Here is a 25,955-nt window from a genome sequence, read left to right as displayed (position 1 = left end):
TCGGTAACGGGTTCGACAGTACGACCGCCGGACGCCGCAGGCTCATCACGGCTCGCAGGATCCCCTGGGCCGAGTCACCTCACGAGATCATTTCGTTGAGAAGACCTCAGTGAGCACGACAGCAGTCTGAGTACGCAGGAAGTGGCCGACGTGATCCGCTGCACGGACGCTGTCCTGGCTCGGCTCGGCATCGCCCAGCGCATACCCTTCCACACGCAGCGCGGCGGCTATTGGGAGGACTGGGACGCGGTGGGCAGCATCTCGGACATCTGCGGTCCCATCCTGCGAGCCCTGGCCAACCTCGAACGAGAAACGTCCCGTGCCGGATTCCGGGGCGTCGATGGTGATCTGCGCAACGTGATCTTTTCCGCGACACAAAAGCCTGACCTCGTCCGGGTCAACTCCGACAGGGAATCTTCGAGATCACGACGAACACCGAGCACCGTCTGAAGTACGACCGGCCCGTCCCCGCCACTGGCCTGACCGTCAGCGACTTCTTCGACCGGTGGAAGAACCGGGACGGCATCTACTCCCTCCCACCTGCCATTCAGCTCCAGCGACTCAAGAGCCGACTCGCCGACTCCTGCTCCACCAGCAGCCCGCCAGAACGGCACCTGCTAGGCGTTTACGGTACGAATCACGATTGCCTCAGCCCAGGGCCAAGGGTGACGCTACTCGACCCTCAAATGGCTACGCGGCCAGCGATACTCCGCAGGTACGACAGCAGATCCGGCTCAAAGTGCACTTGGTCCCGCAAGAACCCCAATCGCGGCACCGATGGCACTCCTCGCCGTCGTGTTCCTCGGTGGCCACCGTCCAGCAGCTGCTACAGATCCAGCACCCGTCACTTCGCTGCATGGCACGAGCCATGTCGTTCCACCGAAAGTGGAACGCGCCCCTGACCCGATACCCGCCGCCGTCGATGCTCACGGTGCCCGGATGCAGGATGCGCCGATCGTAGTCGGCGGTCCGCCGAGCGCGACGAGCCTGCGCCTCACCCATGGCGGCCAGAGCGGCATCCAGGTCGCTCTCCTCCACCATCCACTGGCTCCCGACCTTCATCGCCGGGATGGTGTGGCCATGGATGGAGACGTTATTGCACCTCCGGGCTGACCGCCGGTACCAGTCGTACGCGTTGCCGTACGCGCCCGGCTCCCGCTTGTATCGCTCGATCGCCTCGGACAGGGGGATACGCATGCGCGTGACCGTAGCCGAAGCATGCGAGCGGGTTGGACGTGTTGTCACGAATGATGGAGACACGAAGGGCTCACCGCCTCCCGGAGAGATGTCACACGCTCAACAGGTTTCACCACAGGGAAGGTGCGGGTCGCCAGAGCTACGTCGCAGAACTGGTCCGTGGCCGGCCGGCCACGGGGGCTCTTCGTGGCCGACCGGCGGCGGGCCTTCCTCCTATCGTCGGCTGGGAGCGCGGCGGGAGTGTGCCGGGGGTGATGCCGGGCGGGCGTTGCGCGGCGGGTGACGGGCGCGTGCGGTTGGCGGTGTGCGCTCTGCCTGCCGGTCAGGAGGCGGGCGGGGTCCAGTTGGCGGGCAGGCCGGACTGGGCGAGGACGGTGGTGAGGCTGTAGTGGTCCTGGTCGGAGGTGATCCGGCAGCGGTTCTTGTCGAGGTCGAGGAGGGTGGTCATCGGAACGGCGAAGGGTTTGGGTGCGCCCTTGATGTGGCCGGAGTAGACGGCCTCGACGGTGATGCGGTCGCCGTGGCGGTGGGCGGCGCGCACGGTGACGTGGACGTTGTCGATGACGCTGTCGGCGCGGGCCTTCCACCCGGCGATCTCCTGGCGGCCGTGGAAGCTGATGCCGACGGCCTCGTCGGTGTAGGTGCCGTCGGTGGTGAACAGGGCGCCGAGCGCCTGGGGGTCGGTGCCGTTCCAGGCGCGGGCCCAGTCGGTGACGATCCTCGGCGGGTGCCGTTCGGCGTCCTGCGCGGCGTAGGCGGTGGTGGCGGTCGTGGCGCAGAGGGCCGCGGCGGCGGCCAGCACGGCCATGGCACGGGGCAGGCGGGATGTCATGGTGATGCTCCTTCGGGTGCGGGTGCGGTTGCGGGTGCGGTCGGGGGTGGCCGGCTGCCAACTGCCCTCGGCCGGTATTCCGGGGATGGTGTGTGTCAGGTCAGGAGGCTGTGCCGGCGACGGCGCCGGATTCGGCCAGGCGCGGGGCTTCGGCGCTTCGGCGGCCTGGGCGGGCGGCAGGGCCGCTCCCGGCCGAGGGGATCGGCGCGCTGCCTTCCGTCTGCGTGCGTGCAACGTTCATGGCACACAGACTCATGTCAGGCGGTGTCCACTTTCCAGGCCCGACAAGGGCGGGGACTGTCCAGTGCCGTCCGCACCTGTCCACTCCACCCGGTCCTGCCGAAGGCGTGCGTGCCGTTTGACTCTGCGAGCGAGTTCCGAGAACGTCCGTGGCTCATCGGTGAGATCGGCTGGCGCCCGGTGAGAGCGGGGCCGCTGAGCTTCGAGAACGCCCAGGTGCTCGCTTCGGGACCATGGCGGGGCGCAACGACGAAGGGGCCCGGGTACTGCCGAACCCCGAGGTCGATCTGTACGTTGCGATTCGCCGTGACGCCAGGACCTGCATGCCGACCCCTGCTGTTGTGCGGAAGGGCGGCGCCGGCTTCCGGCACCGCGTCACGCCTGCCGGCTTCCGTAAGCAGTGACTCGATGCAGCCCACACCAGCCCAGGCGATCGCCCATCTCCACAGCCAGCAGATCTTCCTCACCTACAACCCCGCGACCAGGACCCTGACCGCGGTACCCCCCAGAAGGAAAGGATCACCGTCAGCTGACCGGAGTCCCACCGGAACGTCGGCGAAGGGAGAAGCCAGGCGGGAGCACCGAAACGACGAACACCCGCCCCGGCCAGAAGCCGGAAGCGGGTGCAGATTCCCCCGCCCAAGAACAGGCAAGCGTGGGGCAAATCTGTGTCCGAGGCCGATTCGACCACTAACGATACGGCCGTGATCGCGCAAGGGCGGCTCGAACTGCACGGTGCGCTGGGTGGCCCCATTGAGAATTGACGCCAGGCAGCTGGCAGTCGTCGGCTCGGTCAGTTCGGCCTTTCAGTCCAGCAGCGTGGCGGTGAATCTGCCCGTTTCTGCTAGGGCCGGTTTGTGCGGGGTGCCAGCGCTTCCCGGACGGGGATGGTGACTGCCCGCGGTGATTGAGGTGCGTGACATCGTGCGCCGTGGCAACACCAGTTCGGTGCGATACCGACGCCCCCGACGACGAGTCGTCCTTCTCCAGGCGGTGGTTGAGGGTGCCGGCCGTGGCTCGGATCCCCAGGCGGCAGGCGTGTACTGGATGACCACGGTCTTGCACGGCCCGTCCGTGAACACCTTCAAGACCTCCAGCTGCGCGGCGTCGGTCGTGAGCTGCCATTGAAGCTTGGTCGCCCGGCATCGCCCTAGATCGTTACGATCTGAACGCTTCGTCAATCCACACGTCTCCGGGCGGCGGTACGAAGACGTACCCGCCGCCGATGGTGAGCAGGTACTTGGCCATGGCCTCACCTTCCAGCCGTTTCTGGACTGCTTCGAACCCCTTGGCCAGGTCTCGCTGGAAGCAGGAGAAGATCAGCCCAGTGTCCCCGTTGCCGCGATCGTAACTGTAACCACGGCGCACCATCGGCGGCGGATCTGGCCGATCCGGGGCAGCAAGGCGCACATGCGAGTCAAGCGGGGTCAGCCTGCCATGGGGGTCTGAAGCTTCCCCTTGATCTTGGACACCTGGAAACTGGGACGTGAGCGCCCAGAGGAAGCAGTGCCAGGTGGGAAGCAAGTACACGAAGCGGTACTCGGACGAGTACAAGCGGGACGCGATCGAGCTCGTGCGGTCGTCGGGCCGGACGGTGACCGAGGTTGCCCGGGAGCTCGGGGTCAGCTCGGAGTCCCTGCGGGGCTGGGTGAAGAAGGCTCGCGCCGCTCAGGACACCGGATCCGGTCCCGTGGCCGGGCGGGCCGGGCAGAGTGCCGACGACCGGGACGAGGAGCTGAAGCGGCTGCGGAAGCTGACCGCTGAGCAGGCGAAGACGATCGAGATCTTGAAAAAAGCGACGGCCTTCTTTGCGAAGGAGAGCGACCGGTGAGCGCGATATGCCGGTTCATCCACGCGGAGAAGGCGAACTACCCGGTCGCGCTGCTGTGCAAGGTGATGAAGACCGCGCGGTCCACGTACTACGCGTGGGTGGCCGGACGGGAAGCCCGCGAAGCGCGGCGGCGGGCCGATGAGGCGCTGGCGCACGAGATCACAGTGATCCACCTCGCCTCCCGGCGGAACTACGGCGTCCCGCGCGTCACCGCCGAACTGCGCCGGCAGGACCGGCTGGTCAACCGCAAGCGGGTGGCACGGGTCATGCGGGAGCACGGCATCGTCGGGAACAGCCGGCGCACCGGCCGCCGCAGCCTGACCAAGGCCGACACCAAAGCCGCCCCGTCGCCGGACTTGATCGGCCGGGACTTCACCGCCACCCGCCCCGGCACGAAGATCGTCGGGGATATCACCTACATCCCCACCGCCGAGGGCTGGCTCTACCTTGCCTCGTGGCTGGACCTGGCCACGCGCGAGGTCATCGGCTACTCGATGGCCGACCACCACCGTGCCGAACTCGTCGTCGACGCGCTCGACATGGCCGCCGCGCTGGGCCGCCTGGAGCCCGGCTGCGTGATCCACAGCGACCGCGGATCGGAGTACACCTCCCGCCAACTTCGCGACAGAATCGCCGTGTTGGGGCACCGGCAAAGCATGGGCCGGACCGGGAGCTGCTTCGATATCGCCGCGGCGGAGAGTTTCTGGGCTGTACTCAAAGAGGAGATCGGCACCCGCTTCTGGCCTGACCGCGCGACCGCCCGCGCCGGCATCTTCGACTTCATCGAGACCTTCTACAACAGACGCCGTCTGCGCAAGCACGTCCACTGGGGCTACCTCACACCCCACGAGACCCGCCTGCGCTACCAGCAGGATCAGGCCCTCGCGGCGTAACGACGACGTGTCCAAGATCACGGGGAAACTTCAGACCACTCCATTGCCGCAGTTATGGACGAGAACTGGTGTGGCGCCTGCGAGCACATAGTACGTGTGCAGGTCATCGACCGTGACGTTGTACACAGTCGTGGTCTCAGTACGGGCGCGCACTGTGCTGATCTGGGTCCAGGTGCCGCTGCTGGTCTGGAGCCAGTGACCAGCCTTCAGCTCATCGGCTCTAAGCCACCGGCGTAGCTCGGGAACCCAGAACGGGTGGCCGTTTGTGGTCGTGAGTGTGCTGGTTCTAGAACCCGCGCGACCATCGGTGTCGATGGTGATGTCGACGAGTTGTTTTCCGCCGGTTCCCGTTATGAGGGCAGTGACCTTGCGGAAGCCGGACTCCCCTGTTTCGGGATCGGTGGCGAGGACCTTGTCACCGACCCTGACGTTCTTGATGGGTTTGCGGGTGCCGTCGGCCATGAGGACGAGGGTGTCGGCGGTGAAGCTGTTCCCGCCGCAGCCTCGGTTGGCCCATTTGAGTCCGCCCCAGGCACCGAGCATGCCGAAGGCGCAGCCCATGGCGGCGGCTTGGCCGACTTGGCCCCAGTTGACTTTGCGGCCGGAGAGGCGCTGGATGCCCCAGTCGAGGGCGCCGTCGAAGAGGGCTCCGGCGGCGCAGCCGGCGAGGAGGGGGTTGTTGCCGGTGGGGTCGGTGTAGGTGGTGGGTGAGCTGAGGGCGTACTGGTAGAGGTTGGGGCCGCCGGTGTGGCCGATGGGGTCTTGGGAGATGAAGCGGCCGGTTTCGGGGTCGTAGTAGCGGTTGCGGTAGTAGAGCAGGCCGGTTCCGTCGTTCTCGCGGCCGGTGAAGGTGTACGGGTTGGTGGAGGGGGTGCCGCTGGTGGTGGGTTGGCCGTAGGGGTCGTAGGTGTAGCGGGTGGCAATGGTGCCGTCTTGATTGGCGAGGCCCACGACAGTGCCGAGGGCGTCGGTGAGGTAGATCTGGGTCTGGCCGTTCTCAGTGCGGGTGAGGAACTCGTCCAGGCCGGAGGTGGCCACGGTCGCCGCGGGGGCCCCGAACCGGTCTGTTCGACGAGCGGGTTGGAGCCGTCAGTGAGGTACTTGTGCGTGGTGCCGGCCAGCGTCTTGCTGGTGCGGGTGCCGAGCGGGTCATAGTCGAACGAGCTCGAGGGTCCGCCGGTCTTGGTCAGGCCGGTGAGCTGGCCGCGGGTGTTCCAGGTGTAGGTGTTCTGGCCGTCGTTGGTGAGTTGGCCTTCATTGTCGTAGGTGAAGGTGCGGCCGTTGAAGGTGGTGAGGCGGTTGTCCTTGCCGAAGGTGGCGCCGGTTTCGGCGGCGGGGATGGCGATGCTGGCCAGGGTGCCGGTGAGGCCGGTCTGCAGGCCGCGGGTGTCGCGGGTGTAGGTGAGGTCGCCGATCGTGGACGTGCCGCGGACGTAGGCGATGTCCTTGATGATGCCGGTCTTGTCGTAGCCGGTGGTGCGGGTGATGCCGCCGGGCAGGGTCGCGGTCTTCTCCCGGCCCACCGCGTCGAGGCCGAAGGCAACTTGCTGGGTGCCAGTGGTAACGCTGGTGAGGATGTTGGACCTGTCGTAGCCGTAGGTCGTGGTGGCGCCGGCGGCGGTCATCTCCTTGCGGCGGTCTGCTCCGTCGTAGTCGTAGCCGACGGTGCCGGTCGGGCCGGTGATCGTCTTGAGCCGGTCGTAGGCGTCGTAGACGAAGGACTGATTGCCGCTGGTGGTGTCGGTGATGGTCTTGGGCAGGTCGACCGTGTCATAGGCGTAGGTGACCGTCGATTCGGCCTGGCCGGTGATCTCGTCGACGCCGTACTTGGTGGTCTTGGAGCGGCCGAGGAGGTCGTAGTCGGCGGTGGCGACCTGTCCGGAGCGGTTGGTGACCTTCAGCGCCCTTGGGGAACACATAGGTGCCGCCGGGCTGCACGGTGAAGTAGACGGGGATCACGCTGTTCTTGGGCAGCGGGAACGGCGGCCGGTCGATCGGGATCGCCGTGATCCCCAGCTCCGTGACCGGTCGGCCCTTCTCGTCCCGGACCACCGAGCCCTTGGGGATCCGTACCTCGAGGCCGGGGATCTTCGGGGTCTTCAGCACGATGTCCGTGGTGGCCGGGGCATCGAAGCGGACGGTGTGCTTGGTGTCCAGCGGGCTCATCCACACCGGGAAACCCAGGTCGACGCTCGACCGGCCTTCGGATTGATGTGGATGTCGAAACGCCCGTACTGGCGGCGCTTGGTGTTCGCGCTCGAACCGTCCACGACCAGCGTGCTGGCCTGCGGGCTGATCCCGGTGAGCAGGAACCGGCCCTGCGCATCAGTGCGAGTCATCTTCGCGCCGACTGTGACGGTGACCTTGGACAGGGGTTTGCCATCAAGTTTGACCACTCGTCCGGTCAGCGCCGTCGCCTTGGGCGGAGCGCGCAGTGTGGGCGGAGTCTTGGGCGCCGCGCCGCGGGCGGTGAGCCAGTCCTGGCCCGCGAGGTTCGTCTTCCCCGGCTGCCAGGCATCCGGGCCCGACGGGACAACACCGGCCGCCTGCGCGGCTTTCTCCGCCTTGGCCTTGGCCTCCCGGTCCAGGGCGTCGCACCGGTCGGCGCGGACCTTCACCCAATCCGGGATCCGCATGCCCAGCGAGGCAACGAAGCACACCGTCCGCTCCGCATAGCGCGGCTTGGCCGGGATCGTGGTGGCGCGGGCTGCGGCCGGGGCGGTCTTGAGCTGCAGGCTGACCGCTCCGGTCGCCAGGCTGCTCGGGGCGACCACGACGCGGTACGTGCCGGCCTCCGGAACGTTCTTGAAGGTGATGGTGCCCGGCTGCTGCGCATAGACGAAGTACTCGTTGACGACCTTCGTCCCGGACGGTGCGATCACCGAGACAGCGATGTACTTCGTGAACGTGTTGCCCGTCAGATTCAGGGTGAAGTTGTTGCCGACGCTGGCGGTGAAGGTGCCCTGTGCGTCCTGACCGGCTCGCGTGATGGTGGCCTTGAGCGCCGCTCCCCCGACCGTGAGCGCTCCGAACTGGACGGGCTTGGACAGAGTGAGGTCGACCTTGCCGGTCTCGATGTACTTCGGCACGACCCTGACGGTGTAGGTGCCGGTGACGGGCAGGGCCGGGCTGTCCCAGCCCGCGTCCCGGTCCGGGGTCGACGTGAACGAATCCAGCACGCTGCCATCGGGGCGGCGGATCTCCACCGTGGCGTAGGAGGGCATGGTCGTCCCCGACACACCGAGGTTCACGAACTGCCCCGCCGTGCCCGCGAAGGTGGCGACACCGTCCTGCCCCGGCCGCGCCAAAGTTACCGCCTTCGCCGCCGCAGCCGGGTCCAGGACCCCGGCATCGGCGTAGCGAGAAACCGTCACCGCCAGGGTGCCGGTGGCGCCCTCGTCCGGGTCCATCGCCAGCGTGTAGGTGCCGGTCTGCGGCAGCGCATCCACGTCGAGCGAACGGCCCTCACCGTTGGGGACCGTCAGGAACTTCGACGCCGTGCCGTCCGGCAGATAGAGCGTGCCGCGGACATAGCCGGCCATCTGGGCGGCATTGGCACCGATGCTCAGACTCTGACCGGCCTGGGCGTCGAAGGTCCACCGGCCGTCCTGCCCCACCCGGGCCAGAGCCGCGGTTGCGGTCGGCCCGTCGAAGGTCAGTGCACTGCCGACCGTCTTGGACACCGTGACCGTGACGGCGCCGAGGTTGCTGTTGCCCGGGGACAACAGCAGGGTGTAAGTGCCGGAGACCGGCAGGTCCGCCGCTTCCCAGTCCGCGGTCGCGCCGCTGAAGGACGTCTCACGCACGCTGTTGCCCTGCGGGTCGATCAGTTTCAGGCCGACCGAGCTGTTGAACGTCGCGGCGGTGAAACCGAATCCGAGGTCATCGCCGGCATCGGCGTCGAAGAGCACCTGCGCCAGATTGCCCGGGGTGGTCACCGAGACCGTCGGCGGTGTCGTGTCTGTGACCGAGGTGATCTCCGACGACTCCACCTTCCCACCGCCGCCTGACGCGACACGGAAACTGTCACTCGAGGCGGCAGTGCCATCCGGGGTCTCCACGGTGATCGGACCCGTGCCGGCGCCCGGCGGCACCAGGACCGTCAACGCCGTATCGGTGCGGGTCTTCACCTCGGCGACGATGCCTCCGCCGAAGCGCACCACGTTGTCCGTGCCCACGGGCGCGAACGCGGCACCCGTGAGCACGACTTCCGCGCCCGGGATGCCGGAGAGCGGCACGATACTCGCGATCGTAGGGCCGGGTGAGGCGAGCGTGAACGCCTCGGGTGACTGGACGGTCTTCCCGCCTACCGTCACCGAAACTTTGCCGTTGGCGGCGGCTGCGGGGACCTTCACCGTCAGCCGCGTCGCGGTCGCCGAGACGACTTCGGCCGTCTTGCCCCCGAAGGAGACCGCGTTCGCCGCCGGAGTTGCGGCAAAGCCCGTACCGGAGAGAGTGACAGTGGCACCGATCTGGGCGCGCACCGGGACGAGGGAAAGGACCGCCAGCTCGGTGGAGGGGAACCGGTCGATGCCGAGACGGTTACCCGCCTCGTCGTACCGGTACCGGGCCGTCTCACCGCCGGGGTCCGTCACCCCGACGAGGCGGCCGGCCGCGTCGTACGCGTACACCGCATTGCTGGTTGCCGGCGCTGCAGCCGCGTGCTTGCCCTGCGGGCGAGTCGGGCCGGCCTTCGGCGCCGGCGGTGAAAGCGGCGACGGGGCTGTGCTCACTGACGTGCCGGCCGATGGCGGGAGCGAAGGGGAACCGCTGGGCGACAGCGATGGTGAAGGAGTCGGAGCGGGCGGTGCGGCTTGCGCGGACACCGTTCCCGCAGTTAGAGCCAGCACCAGCGCGCCAACCGTCAGCGACCGCCAATGGGTGGACAGACGTACCCCGAACCGTTCGCCGTGCATGCGCACTGCGCCCTCCCCAGAGCAGCAACAGCAGGCCACAACAAGCCCACAAGGCCCGCACTCCCCATGCGGGCCGTCACAAGCTATACACAGCCCGTGGTGTTCGCCTCCGAATTCGAACACGGCGCGTAGTAAGGCGTGTTGATCAGGCCAACGGAACGATCACTTCAACCTCACAGCCACATCCCCGCTCCCCGGGCACCAGGGCTCTCTCATGCATCAACACAGGTGAACCGTCCACGCGAGAAACGACTTTGGGATTGACCAGAACGCGGCTCGCCGAACAAACCAGCTCGACGACCAGGTCACCCGCCACCTCCCTGCCCCGGCAGGTTCGTCCGGCGTCAGCGGCCCTTGCGTACCCGGGCCGCTGCGCGGGCTTCTGCGGTCTTGCGGGCCTCGGCGGCTTTGCGGGACTCCTTGGCGGGGCGGCCCGGACGGGTGCCGAGGCCGCGGAAGGGGGCATTGCCGCTGCTGGTCTTCCCCCCGATCGGCGGGCGCTTCGCCCCAGTGATGGTGGTCAGCTTCTCCTCGCCGGAGCGCACCTGTGTGACAGTCGGCCGAATCTCGGCGTCGGACATCATCCGGTTCACATCGCGCCGCTGACTGGGGGTGACCAGGGTGACCACATTCCCGGACTCCCCGGCGCGTGCCGTGCGCCCACTACGGTGCAGGTAGTCCTTGGCATCGGCCGGCGGGTCGACGTTGACGACAAGGTCGAGCGCATCGATGTGAATCCCCCGCGCCGCGACATTGGTGGCGACCAGCACGGTGATCTCACCGTCCTTGAACTTGGCGAGCGTGTGCGTGCGCTGCGGCTGCGACTTCCCGCTGTGCAAGGCAGCGGCCCGTACGCCGCTGGCCTGCAAGTGACGGGTGAACTGGTCGACGCCGGCCTTGGTGTCCAGGAACATCAGTACCCGGCCGTCGCGCGCGGCGATTTCGGTAGCGGTCGCATACTTGTCGGCGGCGTGGATGTTGAGTACGTGGTGCTCCATCGTGGTGACCGAGCCCGCCGCCCTGTCGACCGAGGCGAGCACCGGGTCGTGCAGGTAGCTCCGTACCAGCTGATCGATGTTGCGGTCCAGCGTGGCCGAAAACAGCAGCCGCTGCCCGTCGGGGCGGACCTGGTCCAGGATCTCCGAAACCTGCGGCAGGAACCCCAGGTCGCACATTTGGTCCGCCTCGTCCAGCACCGTGATCCGCACCTGATTCAGGTGACAGTCCCGACGCGACACCAGGTCGGCCAGCCGCCCTGGCGTTGCGATGACCACGTCGGCGCCGGTCCGCAGCAGCGCCGACTGCCGGTTGATCGACAACCCGCCGACCACCGTCGCAAGTCGCACATTCAGCGCCTGCGCGTAGGGCGCCAGCGCGTCGCTCACCTGCTGCGCGAGTTCCCGAGTCGGCACCAGGATCAGTGCGAGCGGCCGCTTCGACTCCGCTCGCAGGCCTGCCGTCCGGACGAGCAGCGCAAGCCCGAAAGCGAGCGTCTTGCCGGAACCGGTCCGCGCGCGGCCCAGGACATCGCGGCCGGCCAGAGCGTTGGGCAGGGTCGCCGCCTGGATCGGGAAAGGTTCCTTCACCCCGAGGCCGATCATCGTCTTCATCAGCTCCGGCGGCAGCCCGAGTGGGCCGAAGGACTCGACCGGTGGCAGGCCCGGGACCACCGTCCGGGGCGTCGAGAGTTCCCCCTGCGGCGCTGTGGCACGCCGGGGCTTGCCGGCATGGGAGAGTCCAAGGGCCGACGGCTTCGCGTTCATGGGGGAACCTTCCTCGGTCTGGCGCCCAGAACGCACCGGAGCCCATACCCGTTGGTATGGGCCCCGGCGGTGTCGAAGCGTGCCCCCAATTTACCAGCGGGCGCGCGGACGCCTGCCGGTCCGGCCGACCGGCACCGCACGACGGGGCATGGCCGCCTCACGAACGGCAGGCGGCTGATCGTCCGGGCGCACCAGCGACGCGCAAGGCTGGGAGGCCCATGTGCATAGGTCGCTGGTCCTCCGCCTCGACGACGCCGGCTGGCGGATCCGCCAGTACCACGTCTCCCGCGTCGACGCCGAGCACCAGCTGGTGCTGGATTCCGCCTTCTCTGGGTATATGTGCTGGTGGCGGGGTGGTTCGTGGCTCGGGGCCGGTGTGTCGGGGTGGTGTTACGGGCACGGCCAAGCCGTGATGAGGATGAGGAAGCCGTGGTGCGTCGGCCGGCGCGGGCGCGCAAGGCGCCGCGGGACCGCCCCGGCAGCGGACTCACCGGGTTCAAGCGCATGTACTCGCGCTTCGTGGCCCTGAGAATCAGCCGGCCGGGAGGCGGGCAGGCGCGACGCCCGCTGATGGCACCAGATCGTGGCGTCAACGGTGCCCGCCTCATCCAGTGACCCTGCGGCACCGGCACCAACCAGCGGTTCCAGCGGCGCACCGCCTGACAACGAGCCGTGCCCGGCGGGTGGCATCCCCTGCCGCCTGCCGGGCTTCGGGCTGTCCCCCACCGTGCTGTTACGCGTCCGCGATCACGACGATGTCGAGGGTGCGCGGCCCGTGGACGCCCTCCACCCGGTCCAGTTCGATGTCACTGGTGGCCGAGGGACCGGACACCAGCGTCAGTGGCCTGTACGGGTCGAGCCGGCTCAGCGCGTCGGGCACATCGGGGGCGATCTGGTCCGCCCGGACCACGCAGATGTGCTGGTCCGGCAACAGGGTCAGGGCCCTGCGCCCCTGGCCGGGTCCGTGGTCGAGGGTCACGGTCCCCGTAACGGCGATGGCGGTGGCGACAGTGGTGACCACGGCGTCCGCCGCGTCGAGCTGACGGACCGTCAACGGAGAAACGTCCTCCAGCCTTGACCATGGCCCCTCGGGGACCAGGTCCTCGGGGAGTCCCGGCGGCACGACGACGGACCGCGCTCCGGCACGTGCCAGCGCGCGCCCGACGGCGGCCGCGGCATCGGCCATCGGCACACGGACCACCGTGGCGCGGTACTCGGCGGCGCGCTCGGTGAACAGCCCGACGACGTCCGGCCCCGCGTGATCGGCACGATGCCCCTGTGGGAGCGGTACGTCCTCGGGGCTCTCGGAGCCGGGCACGCCGGCCAGCGCTCCCCTCAGCGCGCTCAGGACGCTCTCGCGGCCGCTCATCGTCGTCCCTTCCCTTCCGCCGTCGTACGGCCTTGGTCCCGCACAGTCGTTTTCGTACGGCGCCACCAGGCACGCAGCGATTCCCGGGGCGGCGCGGGCGTGTCCCGGGTGCCGGACCAGCGGGCGAACGGGCCCGGCAGGGCGCCGATCCGGCCGTTACGAGCCACCAACCGGGCCCCGAGGGCGGCGAGCTTCTGGGCTGCGGCCAGCCGTCGAGGGGAGGACAGGACCGCCCCCGCGGCCTTCATGGCGAGCGCCTCGGTGGTGGGCAGCAGTCGGTCCCGGCGCTTGGCCTCCACGGCCTCGGCGCGCAGATGGACCAGCACCTCCGGGATGTTGATCATCACGGGGCAGGCGTCGTAGCAGGCGCCGCACAGGGTCGAGGCGAAGGGCAGCGAGGCCGCGTTCTCGACGCCGACGAGCTGCGGGGTCAGCACGGCGCCGATCGGGCCGGGGTAGACGGAGCCGTAGGCGTGGCCGCCGGTGCGCTCGTAGACCGGGCAGACGTTCAGGCACGCCGAGCAGCGGATGCAGGACAGCGCCTGGCGGCCCACCTCGTCGGCAAGGGTCGCGGTGCGGCCGTTGTCGAGCAGGACCAGGTGGAAGTCCTGCGGTCCGTCCCCCTCGGTGACACCTGTCCACAGCGAGGTGTACGGGTTCATCCGCTCGCCGGTCGAGGAGCGCGGCAGCAGTTGCAGGAAGACCTCCAGGTCGGCGAAGGACGGCAGGACCTTTTCGATGCCCATGACGGTGATGAGGGTCTCGGGCAGGGTCAGGCACATCCGCCCGTTGCCCTCCGACTCCACGACCACCACCGTGCCGGTGTCGGCGGTGGCGAAGTTGGCGCCGGAGACAGCGACCTTGGCCCTCAGGAACTTCTCCCGTAGATGGAGCCGGGCCGCTTCGGCCAGATCTCGCGGATCGTCGGTGAGCCCCTCGGGAGCGGGCCTTCCCCACTCCCCCATCTCCCGCCGGAAGATCTCCCGGATCTCGGAGCGGTTGCGGTGGATGGCCGGCACGAGGAGGTGGGACGGGCGGTCGCCGCCCAACTGCACGATGAGTTCCGCGAGATCGGTCTCGTAGGCACGGATGCCCGCTTCAGCGAGGGCTTCGTTCAGGCCGATCTCCTGAGTGGCCATCGACTTGACCTTCATGACCTCACGCTCGCCGGTCATCTTCACCAGCTGCGTGACGATGCGGTTGGCCTCGGCGGCGTCCGCCGCCCAGTGGACGGTGCCACCTGCGGCGGTCACCGTCTTCTCCAGCCGCAGCAGATGGTGGTCGAGGTGGCGCAGAGTATGGCGCTTGATCGCTGCGGCCGTCTCCCGCAGTTCCTCCCAGTCCTCCAGTTCGGCGGCGACCGCCAGCCGCTTGTCCCGGATGGTGCCGGTCGCCCGTCGCAGGTTCGTCCGCAGCTGGGTGTCGGCGAGCGCGCGGCGCGCGGCCTCGGGAAAGGCCGGGGTGCCCAGCCATACGACGTTGTCGGCTCCGCTCACCGCGCGTTCCCTTCCGTTGAGGCCAGGATCTCGGCCAGGTGCATGGTCCCGATGCCGGTCCGGAGCCGGGACAGGCCGCCGCCGATGTGCGTCAGACAGGAGTTGTCGCCCGCGCACAGGAACTCGGCGCCGGTGTCTTGGACATGGCGCATCTTGTCGGCCAGCATGGCGTTGGACACGTCCGCGTTCTTCAGCGCGAAGGTGCCGCCGAAGCCGCAGCAGGACTCGGCGGCGGGCAGCTCGACGAGGTCGATGCCCTTCACCGCGCGCAACAGCCGCAGCGGCCGGTCGCCGACGCGCAGCATGCGCAGCGAGTGGCAGGTCGGGTGGTAGGTGACGCGGTGCGGGAAGTACGCGCCGACGTCGGTGACGCCCAGGACGTCGACGAGGAGTTCCGACAGCTCGTACACCGTCGGCACCACCCGCTCGACCGCCGCGGTAAGGGCGGCGTCCCCGTACTGGGCTGCCACCACGCGATGGTGGTCGCGCACCATGCCGGCACAGGATCCGGAGGGGGCGACTACGGCGTCGTAGCCCGCGAAGACCTCCGCGAAGCGGCGCACCATGGGCAGGGTCTCGGGACGGTAGCCGGTGTTGAAGTGCATCTGACCGCAGCAGGTCTGGCCCTGCGGGAATTCCACGGTGTGCCCGAGCCGTTCGAGCAGTTCGGTCACCGCCCGGCCGGTGCGGGGGAACATGGTGTCGTTGAAGCAGGTGATGAAGAGAGCTATGCGCATGGGGCTTCCTGGGGCGGGCACGGCGATCCGGTGACCGTCAGGCCGTAGGTCCGCGCGGCGGTGCCGGTGAAGAACTCGTGGCGTTCGGTGGGGTTGAACCGTGCCGTCAACTCCCGTGCCGCGGCGACGACTTGGGCGTAGGTGGCGGCAAGCCGGCAGACGGGCCAGTCGGAGCCGAACATCACCCGCTCGGGCCCGAAGGCGTCCAGGACGGTGTCGGCGTACGGCTTGAGGTCCTCGATGGCCCAGGAGCCCCAGTCGGCCTCCGTAACCATGCCGGAGAGCTTGCAGACGGTGGTGGGGAGGGAGACGAGCCGCCGGATCTGCTCGGCCCATGGGTCGAGTTCGCCGGACGCGATGGGCGGCTTGCCCAGGTGGTCGAGGACGAGCGTGAGGCTCGGCAGACGCTCCGCGGCCTCAACGGCGGCCGCGAGCTGATGGGGCTTCACCACCAGGTCGTAGACGAGTCCCGCCTCGGCCACCGCGGTCAGACCGCGCAGCACCTCCGGGCGGAGCAGCCACCGCGGATCGGGCTCGCCCTGCACCTGGTGGCGGATGCCCACCAGGTGCTCGCCGCCGGGTCCTTCGCGCAAGGCGGCGAGGGAGTCGGCGACATCGGGTGCGGTCAGGTCGGTCCAGCCGACGACCCCGGCGACCAGATCGCTGCGGGCGGCCAGGGCCAGGAACTCCGGGGTCTCCTCCGGCACAGTGACCGTCTGAACCAGCACGGTGGCGGTGACCCCGGCTGCCCGGGCCTCCGGCTCCAGGTCGGCAAGGGTGAAGTCGCGGCGCAGCGGGGCGAGTTCGGGTCCGGTTATCCAGTCCTGGTCGCGGACCGACAGGTCCCACACGTGGTGGTGCGCATCGACGATGCCGGGCTCGGTCTTCATACGGTCACAGCTCCCAGACCGCCGGCAGCGAGGCGCTCGCGCCCTCCGCCGAGTAGTCGTGGACGACGTCCAGCAGCTCGGCCATCCGCGCCTGCCAGGCGATGTTGACCGGCAGCTTCTCCAGTTCGGCGATCATCGCCGGATAGTCCTCGACCTCCAGCACATGGAAGAGGTCCGTCCCGCTGCGCCAGATCGTCCACTCGCTCACCCCGGCGGCGCGGACGGCGGCGGTCAGTTCCTCGGGGACCTCGCGATGAGCCGCCTCGTACTCCTCGATGCGGTCGGCGCGGACCCTGGTGTGCAGGGCGATCCTCATGACGACTCCTTCCAGGGCATGGCTGCGGGGACGGGGGTGTCCGGGGCCAGCAGCCCTTCGGCGCGCAGCTCGTCCCACAGCGCGTCCGGCACCGGGCGTCGCAGCTGTTCCACGGTGTCGCGCACCTCCTCGGGGGAACGGGCGCCGGTCAGCACACTCGCCACGGCCGGGTGGCCGAACGGGAAGCGCAGGGCAGCGGCGCGCAGCGGCACGCCGTGGCGTTCGGTGACCGCCAGCAGCCGCAGGGCCCGGTCGAGCACCGGCTGCGGAGCGGGCGCGTAGTCGTACGTGGCGCCGGGCCGCGGGGCGGTGAGCAGCCCGGAGTTGAAGACCCCGCCGACGACGACGCTCCGGCCGCGGACGGCGGCCTCCGGGAGCAGTTCGGCGAGCCCTTCCTGTTCGAGGAGCGTGTAGCGGCCGGCCAGCAGCACCACGTCGATGTCGGTCTCGCGCAGGAAACGGGCGGGCAGGGCGGACTGGTTCATCCCCACGCCGATCGCCCCGACCACGCCTTCGCCGCGCAGCCGCTCCAGCGCCGGGTACGCCCCGCGCAGGGCCTGTTCGGCATGGTCGTCCGGGTCGTGCAGCAGGACGATGTCGACCCGGTCGAGGCCGAGGCGGTCCAGGCTCGCCTCCAGGGAGCGCAGTACTCCGTCGGCGCTGAAGTCCCACACGCGGCGGTGGGTGGCGGGGACGGCGAAGCCGTTCGCGAGGTCGTCGCCGGAGCCGTAGCCGTCCTCGGGGTTCGGTACGAGGAGCCGCCCCACCTTGGTGGAGAGGGTGTACGTGTCCCGGGGGCGGCCGCGCAGCGCGGCGCCGAGCCGCCGCTCCGACAGGCCCAGGCCGTAGTGGGGCGCGGTGTCGAAGGTGCGGATGCCGACGTCCCAGGCCGCCTCCACGGTGGCGAGGGCGGCCTCGTCGGTGACTGGGTGATAGAGGTTGCCGATGCCCGCGCAGCCGAGCGCGAGTTGTGTGACCCCGACCGCGCTGCCACCCAGCCTGCTCATCCTCACGGTCGGGCCTCCGGGCGCAGCCGCAGGCCCTGCATGCCGCCGTCCACCGCCAGGGCGGTACCGGTGATACTGGCCGCCGCGGGACCGGCAAGGTAGACGATGGCGGCCGCCACCTCGTCCGCGGTCACCAGTCGGCCCATGGGCTGGCGGGCGTTGAGGGCCGCGCGTTCTGCCTCGGGGTCCTCGGCGGCGTCCAGCAGCCGGGCCACCCAGGGGGTGTCGGCGGTGCCGGGGTTGACGCAGTTGACGCGGATGCCCTCACGGACGTGGTCGGCGGCCATGGCCAGGGTGAGGGACAGCACTGCGCCCTTGCTGGCGGAGTACAGGGCGCGCTGCGGCAGTCCGGCGGTGGCCGCGATGGAGCAGGTGTTGACGACGGCCGCGTGTGCGGACCGGCGCAGATGGGGCAGGGCGGCGCGGGTGGTGCGGACCATGCCGAGAACGTTGACGTCCAGGACGCGGTGCCACTGCTCGTCGGGGTTGTCCTCGACGGTGCCCGCGGCGCCGATGCCCGCGTTGTTGACGAGGATGTCGATGCCGCCGAGCCGCCCGGCCGCCTCCGTCACGCAGGCGCGCACCGAAGCGTCGTCACTGACGTCAGTCTTGAGGGCGAGCAGCGGACGCGGCACCCTGGAGGGGTCGAGGTCGAGTACGGCCACCGTTGCGCCCTGCTCGACCAGCATCCGGGTGGTGGCGAGCCCGATGCCGGACGCGCCTCCGGTGACGACGGCCCTGAGCCCTGTCAGGTCGGTCATGCCACTTCCTCCTGCCCGGCGCGGTCGGCGACCCAGAACTTTCCGTCCGGGTAGCGGTACTCGGCGATGGACTCTTCTCTCATGGTGGCAGAGAAGCCAGGGGCGAGCGGCGCGGTGTAGTGGCCGTCGCGGATCACCACGGGAGCGGTGAAGTGCTGGTGGAGGTGGTCGACGTACTCGATGACGCGGTTCTCGGTGGTGCCGGAGAGGGCCAGGTAGTCGAACATCGACAGGTGCTGCACCAGCTCGCACAGTCCCACTCCGCCGGCGTGCGGGCACACCGGCACCCCGAACTTCGCGGCGAGCAGCAGGATCGCGAGGTTCTCGTTGACCCCGCCGACCCGGGCTGCGTCGATCTGGAGGACGTCGATGGCGCCCGCCTGGAGGAGCTGCTTGAAGACGATGCGGTTCTGCACGTGCTCGCCGGTGGCAACCTTCACCGGGGCGACGGCCCTGCGTACGGCGGCGTGTCCGAGAACGTCGTCGGGGCTGGTGGGCTCCTCGATCCAGTACGGATCGAACTCGGCGAGCGCCTTGGTCCACTCGATCGCCTCGCCCACGTTCCACCGCTGGTTGGCGTCGATGGCGATGCGGATGCCGTCGCCGACGGCGGTACGGGCGGTGCGCAGCCGCCGGATGTCGTCGTCGACGTCGGCGCCGACCTTGAGCTTGATCTGGGTGAAGCCGTCGGCGACGGCCTGCTCGGCGAGCCGGGTGAGCTTGTCGTCGGAGTAGCCGAGCCAGCCCGGGGAGGTGGTGTAGCCGGGGTAGCCGCGCTCCAGCAGCATCGCCTCGCGTTCCGCGAGTCCCGTCCGGCCCTCACGCAGAAGGGTGAGGGCGTCCCCGGGGGTGAGTGCGTCGGCGATGTACCGGAAGTCGACCTGCGAGACCAGCCACTCCGGAGCGGCATGGGCGAGCAGTTGCCACAGCGGCTTGCCCTCCCGCTTGGCGGCCAGGTCCCACACGGCGTTGATCACGGCGCCGATGGCCATGTGCATCACGCCCTTCTCGGGGCCGAGCCAGCGCAACTGGCTGTCCCCGATCAGATCGCGGCTGAGCGAGCCCGGGTCCGCGCACAGCTCCTCCACGGAGCGGCCCACGACATGGGGCCGCAGTGCCCCCATCGCGGCGACCTGGACGTCGTTGCCGCGTCCGATGGTGAAGGTGAATCCGTGGCCTTCGAGCCCGTCGCCGGCGTCGGTGCGCAGCACGACGTAGGCGGCGGAGTAGTCGGGGTCCGGGTTCATCGCGTCGGAGCCGTCCAGTTCCCGCGAGGTGGGGAAGCGGACGTCGTAGGTGTCGACCGCGATGATCCGGGCGGGGGTTGCAGTCAAGGGGGTGCCTTTCACGCTTGGCCGAAGGTCTGGCGCTGGCTGCCGAGCCCGTCGACGGAGAGTTCGACGGTGTCTCCGGGGCGCAGATAGGGGGTGCCGGGCAGGCCGAGGGCCACGCCCGCGGGCGTACCGGTGTTGATCACGTCGCCCGGTTCCAGGACCATGTACCGGCTCAGGTACGACACGATGTGGTCGACCCGGAAGATCATGTCGCTGGTGTGCCCGTCCTGCCGCTTCACACCGTTGACGCTCAGGTGCAGTCCGAGGTTCTGGGGGTTGCCGACCTCGTCGGCGGTGACCAGCCACGGTCCGAGCGGGTTGAAGGTCTCGCAGGACTTGCCGAGGTCCCACTGCGAGGAGTACTCCAGCTGGAACTCCCGCTCCGAGACGTCGTGGCTGATCGCGTACCCCGCGATCACGGCCCGCGCATCCTCCGGTCCCTCGATGTAGCGCGCCCGGCGGCCGATGACGACCGCCAGTTCGACCTCCCAGTCGGTCTTCACCGAGCCACGGGGGATCAGCACCTCGTCGTAGGGGCCGACGACCGTGCCCGGGTCCTTCATGAAGACCACGGGACGCCCGGGAATCGCCGCACCGGTCTCGGCGGCGTGATCGCGGTAGTTGAGCCCGATACAGATGACCTTGCCCGGGCGGGCGACGGGTGCGCCGATCCGCAGGCCGTCCGCGTCCAGTTCGGGCAGCACTCCCGCCGCGACCGCCGCACGGGCCCGGTCCACGCCGTCCGAGGCAAGGAAGGCGCCGTCGACGTCGGAGGCCACGGAGGACAGGTCCAGCAGCCTGCCGCCGTCGGTGCGGACGGCAGGCCGCTCCGCGCCGGGGGCGCCGACTCGCAGCAGTTTCACAGGGCAGCTCCCTTGCCATCAGGGGGTTCATCGGGGTGTCGGTCAGCTGTACGGGCTGCCCGTCATCTGCGCACCGGACCGGACCGCGCAGGAGGGCTTCGATCGCCCACTCCCTCAGTCATCGGATGTATGACGCATGGCGACTGTAGACGCAGGAAGACCGACTGACAATGGATACCTCGGATGTATTTGCTCGCCGCTAGCAGCTCCGCACCTCTGACACCGTCCGAACGGGCGGTTCCGTCCACACAGGAGCACGACTCGCGACTCACCCTCCGATGAATCCAGAGATCCCTCACTCGGCTACGCCCTGCTGAAAGGAGGTGCGCGCGGGATGACTCCCGGCGACTCGAGGGCGAAAAGCACCCCTCACGGCACCCGTCCACGCCGCGACCCAGCGACCCGGGGCGACCCCGTTGCCGAATTGTGAGCTGTTGCCGCTCACCGCCCCTCGGTCACCGACCTGAGAAAGGCACAGGTCAGAGGGGCTCACAGCGGGCCATCCAGATTATCCGGGACGACCCGCGGAGGCCCGTGATGCGATGTCGCGCAAATCCATGACGGCGGGCACTTGTCAACGCTGGCAACGTCGTCGTAACGTCCTCGACGTCCGGGATACATCGGAGGAATGGTCCGCATCATCCAGTGCGCCCATTCGGCTCGCACAGTGCGGCCGCTGGCCTCCGCACATCCCGGTCGCCGACTGACCCTCACTTCCGTCCCGTCGGGTGCGGTCCGCACATGCCCTGTGCCGGATCGCCATCTGCCCGGCCGGCGGCCTCGCCCCTCCCGCGCAGGCGAGTCGCCACCCTCCCACCGTCGCCCTGCGGCTCCCCGCCCTGGCCTAAGGAGAGAACACGGCCATGAAGTTCACTCGCACCCGCTCCACCGCCGCAGCCGCCACCGCCGTCCTCGCGGTACTGGCCCTTGCCACCGCGTGCAACCGCGAGGGCACGGACTCGGCCGCCTCGGGCGGTGACAAGCCCGCCATCGGCATCGACCTGCCGCGTTCGGACTCCGACTTCTGGAACTCCTACGGGGAGTACCTGAAGAAGGACATCCAGTCCGACGGCATCAACGCCCTGCCGCTGAGCAACTCGCAGAACGACGTCACCAAACTGGTCGCCAACGTCCAGGTGTTCCAGAACACCGGAGCCAAGGCCGTCGTCATGGCCCCCCAGGACACCGGCGCCATCGCCTCGACCCTCGACACCCTCGCGTCAAAGAAGATCCCCGTGGTCAGCGTCGACACGAGACCGGACAAGGGCGACGTCTACATGGTGGTCCGCGCCGACAACAAGGCGTACGGCACCAAGGCCTGCGAGTTCCTCGGCAAGCAGCTGGGCGGCAAGGGCAAGGTCGCCGAGCTGCAGGGCGCCCTGGACTCCATCAACGGACGCGACCGCTCCGAGGCGTTCGCCGCGTGCATGAAGGAGAAGTTCCCGAAGATCAAGGTCTTCGAACTGCCGACCGACTGGAAGGGAGACGTGGCCTCCGCCAAGCTGCAGTCGCTGCTCGCCCAGAACCCCGATCTGAACGGCATCTACATGCAGGCGGGCGGTGTCTTCCTGCAGCCCACGCTCGCACTGCTGGAGCAGAAGGGTCTTCTCAAGCCGGCGGGCCAGAAGGGGCACATCTCGATCATCTCCAACGACGGCATCCCGCAGGAGTTCGACGCGATCCGCAAGGGTCAGATCGACGCCACCGTCTCCCAGCCCGCCGACCTCTACGCCAAGTACGCGCTGTACTACGCCAAGGCCGCGGCCGAGGGCAAGACCTTCAAGCCGGGTGCGACCGACCACGACTCCACCATCGTCGAGATCCCGAACGGTCTCGAGGACCAGCTTCCCGCCCCGCTGGTGACCAAGGACAACGTGGACGACAAGTCCCTGTGGGGCAACAACGTCGGCTGATGTCCGGCTCCCGCCCGCCGCGTCGAGGGACGGACGACCCCGTCCCTCGGCGCCGTGCCCGCCCCGCAACCCCGGGTTCGTTCCCGAGCCCCTCGGCCCCAGTTTCCGTACACGAAGGACGGTATCCACCATGGCGGACACCGCGACCGGCCCCGGGCATCCGGCCCCCGTGGCCGAGGCGACCGGCATCAGCAAACGATTCGGCGCGACCGTCGCGCTGCGGGACGCCCGCATCAGCATCGCCGCGGGCGAGTCGCACGCCCTGGTCGGCCGCAACGGCGCCGGCAAGTCGACGCTCGTGTCCATCCTCACCGGCCTCCAGCAACCCGATACCGGTTCCCTGCGCTTCTCGGGAGAGCCTGCGCCCGCCTTCGGCGACATCGATGCCTGGCGTTCCCGCGTCGCTTGCGTCTACCAGCGCTCCACGATCATCGGTGACCTGACCGTCGCCGAGAACCTCTTCCTGAACCGGCAGAGCGCCGGCGCGGTGCAACCCATCCGCTGGAAGCAGCTGCGGCGGCGCGCCGAGGAGCTCCTCGGCGAGTACGGCGTAGCCGTGGACCCCGCCGCACGGGCCAGGGACCTCACCGTCGAGCAGCGGCAGTTCGTCGAGATCGCCCGGGCCCTGTCCTTCGGCGCCCGCTTCATCATCCTCGACGAGCCGACCGCCAAGCTCGACGCCCGCGGCATCGACCGCCTCTTCGACAAGCTTCGCGACCTCCAGAATCAGGGCGTCGCCTTCCTCTTCATCTCCCACCACCTGCAAGAGGTGTACGACCTCTGCACCACGGTCACGGTCTACCGCGACGCCGCCCACATCCTCACCGCGCCCGTGGCCGAGCTCGGGCACCAGGCACTTGTGGAGGCCATGACGGGCGAGTCCGCCTCCTCGGGTACGACGGCCGTGAGCGGTATCCCCGCCGCGCGGACCGATGCCGAGGAGCTGCTCGCGATCGACGGTCTGACACTGCCCGGCGCCTGCCAGGACCTGTCCCTCTCGGTCCGCTCCGGCGAGGTGGTCGGGCTCGCCGGTGCGACGGCCAGCGGCAATGTGCAGGTGGGTGAGGCCGTCGCAGGTCTGCACCGCGCCAAGGACGGGGGGATCTCGGTCGGCGGCAGGAGCGTGCGCACCGGCAGTGTGCCGTCCGCCCTCTCTGCCGGGGTCGGCCTGGTCCCCGAGGACCGTCACCTCCAGGGACTGGTCAACAACCGTAGCGTGGCTGAGAACGCGACGCTGACCGTCACCGACCAGCTCGGCCCGTTCGGCACGGTGCTGCCCTCCCGTACCAGGGCCTTCGCCCGGCGCATGATCCGCGATCTCGACATCAAGACCCCGGGAGCCGCCACCCCGGTGTCCGCCCTGTCCGGAGGCAACCAGCAGAAGGTCGTCGTCGCCCGTGCCCTGGCCACCGACCCGCACGTGCTGGTGGCCATCCGCCCCACCAACGGCGTGGATGTCAAGTCCAAGGAGTTCCTGCTCGGCAGGATCCGGCGGGTCGCCGACGGCGGCAAGGCCGCACTGATCGTCTCCGACGAACTGGACGACCTCAAGGTGTGCGACCGGGTCGTCGTCATGTTCCACGGGCGTGTGGTCGCCGAGTTCGACCGCGGCTGGAAGGACGAGCACGTCGTCGCCGCCATGGAGGGCGTCGGCACCACCACCGCATCCGCCGCATCCCGCACCGACGAGCACGGAAGGTAGTCATGTCCGCCACCACAGATGTCACCGAGGCCGCACCGAGCCCAGCGGCGCCGGCCGCGACGGACACCGCCAGGCGCAGGGTCGACCTCGGCCGCTTCCGTGAGCTGTCCTTGGTCCCGGCCATCCTCGTCCTGATGCTGATCGGGTTCATCGTCTCGCCGGCCTTCCTCACCGCCGACAACCTCATCGGTGTGGCCCAGCAGTCCACCGAGCTGAGCCTGCTGGTGCTCGCCACGGCGCTCATCCTCATCTGCGGGCGGATGGACCTGTCCCTGGAGTCCACCATCGGCGTGGCCCCTGTCATCGCCGTCTGGCTGGTCCTGCCGACCAGTGGGGGCCGCTTCACCGGGCTCGGACTCTTCCCCGAGTGGATGGCCGTCCCCCTGTGCCTGCTGGTCGGTGTGGTGATCGGCGCCGTCAACGGCTTCCTCATCCTCAAGCTGCGGCTCAACGGGTTCATCGTCACACTCGGCGGCCTGACCATGCTCCGCGGCCTTCAAGTAGCCCTGTCCGAGGGACAGTCCATCGTCGAGCTGCCCTCTTCCTTCACCTACCTGGGCAGGGCCTCCTGGCTGGGCGTGCCCTCCGCCATCTGGATCTGCGCGGTGCTGTTCGCGCTCGGCGGCAGTGCGCTGGCCTGGCTCCGGCACGGCCGGGCGCTGTACGCGATCGGCGGCAACGCGGAGGCGGCCCGTACCGCCGGCATCCGCGTCGACCGGATCGTATGGATCGTCCTCATCCTCGGCAGTGTGCTGGCCGCGTTCGCCGGCATCCTCTACAGCGGGCACTACGGCTCCATCTCGGCGACACAGGGCAGCGGCTGGATCTTCCAGGTCTTCGCGGCGACCGTCATCGGCGGCGTGAGCCTCAACGGGGGCAAGGGCTCCGTCTTCGGCGCCCTGACGGGTGTGCTCACCCTCCAACTCGTCGTCAACGTCATGACGTTGGCGGGCGTACCGCCGCTGTGGAACCAGTTCCTCAACGGCGCCATCATCATCGTCGCGCTGATCATCTCCCGCTTCGCCTCCGGCGAAAAGCAGGAGTAGTCCCGCCCTGTAAGCGGCTCCGCCCGGCCCCCAGCTTTGCCGGGCGGAGTCGGCACCTCGCACACCCTCGGCACGGAGAGGCACGCTCGTGGCACTGACGGACGAGGCCATCGACAAGATCAAGGAAATGATCGTCGCCGGCGAACTCGCGCCCGGCTCCCGCCTGCCCAAGGAGGAGATCCTCGCCGGACAGCTCGGCCTGTCCCGCAACTCGCTGCGCGAGGCCGTCCGGGCCCTGACCGCGATGCGGATCCTGATCACCCGGCAGGGCGACGGCACGTACGTCTCCAGCCTGGAGCCCCATCTCCTGCTGGAGAGCCTCTCCTTCGCCGCCGACGTCTCCCAGGGGCAGGCCGCCCTCCAACTGCTCCAGGTACGCCGACTGCTCGAACCGCAGGCAACCGGACTGGCCGCCGCCCTGCTGCAGCCGGCGGATCTCCAGGAGCTCCGCGACATCCTCGACCGGTGCCGGTCCGCCGCCACCGTCGAGGAGTTCGTCGCCCACGACATCGCCTTCCACCTCAGGATCGTCGAGGCCGTCGGCAACCCGGTGCTGTCCATGCTGCTGCGCGTGCTCTCCACCCGCACGCAGCGGGTACGCATCGTCCGTGGCAGCCGGACCCGTCGTGCCCTGGACAGCGCCCACCAGGACCACGAGGAGATCCTCGGCGCGCTCCAGGCACACGACGCCCAGCTGGCCGAGGCCGCCGCGACCGTCCACATCTCCGCCGTCGAACGGTGGCTGGCGGCCAGCCTCAACGACGTCCCGCTGCGAGCGATCGACGGCTGACCGTCCCGTCTCGCCCACCGGCGCCCGCCGCCGCCCGGTTCTCGCTCCCATACGCACAC

22 protein-coding genes are annotated in these 25,955 nt (G+C 69.3%); 7 read left to right on the top strand and 15 right to left on the bottom strand.

Annotation, left to right across the window (positions count from 1 at the left end; genetic code table 11):
- Positions 1-141: 141 nt before the first annotated feature.
- On the top strand, positions 142-450 hold the full coding sequence (locus tag ACWGI8_RS10135; RefSeq protein WP_453659671.1) for a hypothetical protein: 309 nt from the start codon (positions 142-144) through the stop codon (positions 448-450).
- Between the two features lie 1,069 nt (positions 451-1,519).
- On the opposite strand, the gene ACWGI8_RS10130 is transcribed toward ACWGI8_RS10135, so the two are convergent.
- The gene (locus tag ACWGI8_RS10130; protein WP_453659670.1) at positions 1,520-2,029 is read right to left on the bottom strand and encodes a nuclear transport factor 2 family protein; all 510 of its coding nucleotides are present in this window, start codon (positions 2,027-2,029) and stop codon (positions 1,520-1,522) included.
- A gap of 1,398 nt (positions 2,030-3,427) precedes the next feature.
- On the bottom strand, positions 3,428-3,799 hold the full coding sequence (locus ACWGI8_RS10125) for a hypothetical protein (RefSeq protein ID WP_453659669.1): 372 nt from the start codon (positions 3,797-3,799) through the stop codon (positions 3,428-3,430).
- Between ACWGI8_RS10125 and ACWGI8_RS10120 the strand changes: the two genes are divergently transcribed.
- Both ACWGI8_RS10120 and ACWGI8_RS10115 read left to right on the top strand, forming a co-directional pair.
- On the top strand, positions 3,756-4,100 hold the full coding sequence (locus ACWGI8_RS10120) for a transposase (RefSeq protein WP_453659668.1): 345 nt from the start codon (positions 3,756-3,758) through the stop codon (positions 4,098-4,100). The genes ACWGI8_RS10125 and ACWGI8_RS10120 overlap by 44 nt on opposite strands.
- Positions 4,097-4,993, top strand: coding sequence for an IS3 family transposase (locus tag ACWGI8_RS10115; RefSeq protein WP_453659667.1), 897 nt, complete (start codon positions 4,097-4,099; stop codon positions 4,991-4,993). Before ACWGI8_RS10120 ends, ACWGI8_RS10115 begins: the two co-directional genes overlap by 4 nt.
- A 30-nt stretch (positions 4,994-5,023) precedes the next feature.
- Here ACWGI8_RS10115 and ACWGI8_RS10110 read toward each other — a convergent pair whose 3' ends face one another.
- The 13 genes from ACWGI8_RS10110 to ACWGI8_RS10050 form a co-directional block, all read right to left on the bottom strand.
- Positions 5,024-6,031, bottom strand: coding sequence for an RHS repeat-associated core domain-containing protein (locus ACWGI8_RS10110; protein ID WP_453659666.1), 1,008 nt, complete (start codon positions 6,029-6,031; stop codon positions 5,024-5,026).
- 732 nt (positions 6,032-6,763) lie between these two features.
- Entirely contained in the window at positions 6,764-7,159 is a 396-nt protein-coding gene (locus ACWGI8_RS10105) for a hypothetical protein (RefSeq protein ID WP_453659665.1), read from the bottom strand.
- On the bottom strand, positions 7,156-9,624 hold the full coding sequence (locus ACWGI8_RS10100; RefSeq protein WP_453659664.1) for an IPT/TIG domain-containing protein: 2,469 nt from the start codon (positions 9,622-9,624) through the stop codon (positions 7,156-7,158). Before ACWGI8_RS10100 ends, ACWGI8_RS10105 begins: the two co-directional genes overlap by 4 nt.
- A gap of 629 nt (positions 9,625-10,253) precedes the next feature.
- Positions 10,254-11,672 carry a DEAD/DEAH box helicase gene (locus ACWGI8_RS10095; protein WP_453659663.1) on the bottom strand — a complete coding sequence of 473 codons (1,419 nt, stop codon included), beginning with the start codon at positions 11,670-11,672 and terminating at the stop codon, positions 10,254-10,256.
- Positions 11,673-12,405: 733 nt separating this feature from the next.
- Positions 12,406-13,041 (bottom strand): LutC/YkgG family protein, encoded by a 636-nt coding sequence (locus tag ACWGI8_RS10090; protein WP_453659662.1) that lies wholly within the window; start codon positions 13,039-13,041, stop codon positions 12,406-12,408.
- The gene (locus tag ACWGI8_RS10085) at positions 13,038-14,537 is read right to left on the bottom strand and encodes a LutB/LldF family L-lactate oxidation iron-sulfur protein (protein ID WP_453659661.1); all 1,500 of its coding nucleotides are present in this window, start codon (positions 14,535-14,537) and stop codon (positions 13,038-13,040) included. Before ACWGI8_RS10085 ends, ACWGI8_RS10090 begins: the two co-directional genes overlap by 4 nt.
- Entirely contained in the window at positions 14,534-15,274 is a 741-nt protein-coding gene (locus ACWGI8_RS10080; RefSeq protein ID WP_453659660.1) for a (Fe-S)-binding protein, read from the bottom strand. Before ACWGI8_RS10080 ends, ACWGI8_RS10085 begins: the two co-directional genes overlap by 4 nt.
- On the bottom strand, positions 15,265-16,164 hold the full coding sequence (locus ACWGI8_RS10075; protein WP_453659659.1) for an amidohydrolase family protein: 900 nt from the start codon (positions 16,162-16,164) through the stop codon (positions 15,265-15,267). The genes ACWGI8_RS10080 and ACWGI8_RS10075 overlap by 10 nt, the downstream gene beginning before the upstream one ends.
- Positions 16,165-16,168: 4 nt before the next feature.
- A complete protein-coding gene (locus tag ACWGI8_RS10070; RefSeq protein WP_453659658.1) occupies positions 16,169-16,480 on the bottom strand; it encodes an L-rhamnose mutarotase in 312 nt (103 codons plus the stop codon).
- Positions 16,477-17,493: an aldo/keto reductase gene (locus ACWGI8_RS10065; protein WP_453659657.1), complete on the bottom strand. Its 1,017-nt coding sequence runs from the start codon at positions 17,491-17,493 to the stop codon at positions 16,477-16,479. Before ACWGI8_RS10065 ends, ACWGI8_RS10070 begins: the two co-directional genes overlap by 4 nt.
- Positions 17,490-18,248, bottom strand: coding sequence for an SDR family NAD(P)-dependent oxidoreductase (locus ACWGI8_RS10060; RefSeq protein ID WP_453659656.1), 759 nt, complete (start codon positions 18,246-18,248; stop codon positions 17,490-17,492). Before ACWGI8_RS10060 ends, ACWGI8_RS10065 begins: the two co-directional genes overlap by 4 nt.
- Entirely contained in the window at positions 18,245-19,582 is a 1,338-nt protein-coding gene (locus ACWGI8_RS10055) for an L-fuconate dehydratase (protein WP_453659655.1), read from the bottom strand. The genes ACWGI8_RS10060 and ACWGI8_RS10055 overlap by 4 nt, the downstream gene beginning before the upstream one ends.
- A gap of 11 nt (positions 19,583-19,593) precedes the next feature.
- Positions 19,594-20,445, bottom strand: a complete 852-nt coding sequence (locus tag ACWGI8_RS10050) for a fumarylacetoacetate hydrolase family protein (RefSeq protein ID WP_453659654.1) — start codon at positions 20,443-20,445, stop codon at positions 19,594-19,596.
- An 863-nt stretch (positions 20,446-21,308) separates the two neighbouring features.
- Between ACWGI8_RS10050 and ACWGI8_RS10045 the strand changes: the two genes are divergently transcribed.
- From ACWGI8_RS10045 to ACWGI8_RS10030, 4 genes are all read left to right on the top strand, one after another.
- Positions 21,309-22,358, top strand: coding sequence for a sugar ABC transporter substrate-binding protein (locus ACWGI8_RS10045; protein ID WP_453659653.1), 1,050 nt, complete (start codon positions 21,309-21,311; stop codon positions 22,356-22,358).
- Positions 22,359-22,488: 130 nt separating this feature from the next.
- Complete coding sequence (locus tag ACWGI8_RS10040; protein WP_453659652.1) at positions 22,489-24,060, top strand: sugar ABC transporter ATP-binding protein; 1,572 nt, start codon at positions 22,489-22,491, stop codon at positions 24,058-24,060.
- Positions 24,061-24,062: 2 nt separating this feature from the next.
- Entirely contained in the window at positions 24,063-25,106 is a 1,044-nt protein-coding gene (locus ACWGI8_RS10035; protein ID WP_453659651.1) for an ABC transporter permease, read from the top strand.
- An 88-nt stretch (positions 25,107-25,194) separates the two neighbouring features.
- Positions 25,195-25,896 carry a FadR/GntR family transcriptional regulator gene (locus ACWGI8_RS10030; protein WP_453659650.1) on the top strand — a complete coding sequence of 234 codons (702 nt, stop codon included), beginning with the start codon at positions 25,195-25,197 and terminating at the stop codon, positions 25,894-25,896.
- Positions 25,897-25,955 lie beyond the last annotated feature (59 nt).

It is taken from the genome of Streptomyces sp. NPDC054841, from assembly GCF_053611045.1.
This window is presented reverse-complemented; position numbering and strand designations above follow the sequence as displayed.

Excerpts from the sequence above, each read along its gene's own strand:
- ACWGI8_RS10130 (WP_453659670.1), bottom strand. The coding sequence starts at position 2,029 with ATGACATCCCGCCTGCCCCGTGCCATGGCCGTGCTGGCCGCCGCCGCG.
- ACWGI8_RS10105 (WP_453659665.1), bottom strand. The coding sequence starts at position 7,159 with ATGAGCCCGCTGGACACCAAGCACACCGTCCGCTTCGATGCCCCGGCC.
- ACWGI8_RS10095 (WP_453659663.1), bottom strand. The coding sequence starts at position 11,672 with ATGAACGCGAAGCCGTCGGCCCTTGGACTCTCCCATGCCGGCAAGCCC.
- ACWGI8_RS10090 (WP_453659662.1), bottom strand. The coding sequence starts at position 13,041 with ATGAGCGGCCGCGAGAGCGTCCTGAGCGCGCTGAGGGGAGCGCTGGCC.
- ACWGI8_RS10080 (WP_453659660.1), bottom strand. The coding sequence starts at position 15,274 with ATGCGCATAGCTCTCTTCATCACCTGCTTCAACGACACCATGTTCCCC.
- ACWGI8_RS10075 (WP_453659659.1), bottom strand. The coding sequence starts at position 16,164 with ATGAAGACCGAGCCCGGCATCGTCGATGCGCACCACCACGTGTGGGAC.
- ACWGI8_RS10070 (WP_453659658.1), bottom strand. The coding sequence starts at position 16,480 with ATGAGGATCGCCCTGCACACCAGGGTCCGCGCCGACCGCATCGAGGAG.
- ACWGI8_RS10060 (WP_453659656.1), bottom strand. The coding sequence starts at position 18,248 with ATGACCGACCTGACAGGGCTCAGGGCCGTCGTCACCGGAGGCGCGTCC.
- ACWGI8_RS10045 (WP_453659653.1), top strand. The coding sequence starts at position 21,309 with ATGAAGTTCACTCGCACCCGCTCCACCGCCGCAGCCGCCACCGCCGTC.
- ACWGI8_RS10040 (WP_453659652.1), top strand. The coding sequence starts at position 22,489 with ATGGCGGACACCGCGACCGGCCCCGGGCATCCGGCCCCCGTGGCCGAG.
- ACWGI8_RS10035 (WP_453659651.1), top strand. The coding sequence starts at position 24,063 with ATGTCCGCCACCACAGATGTCACCGAGGCCGCACCGAGCCCAGCGGCG.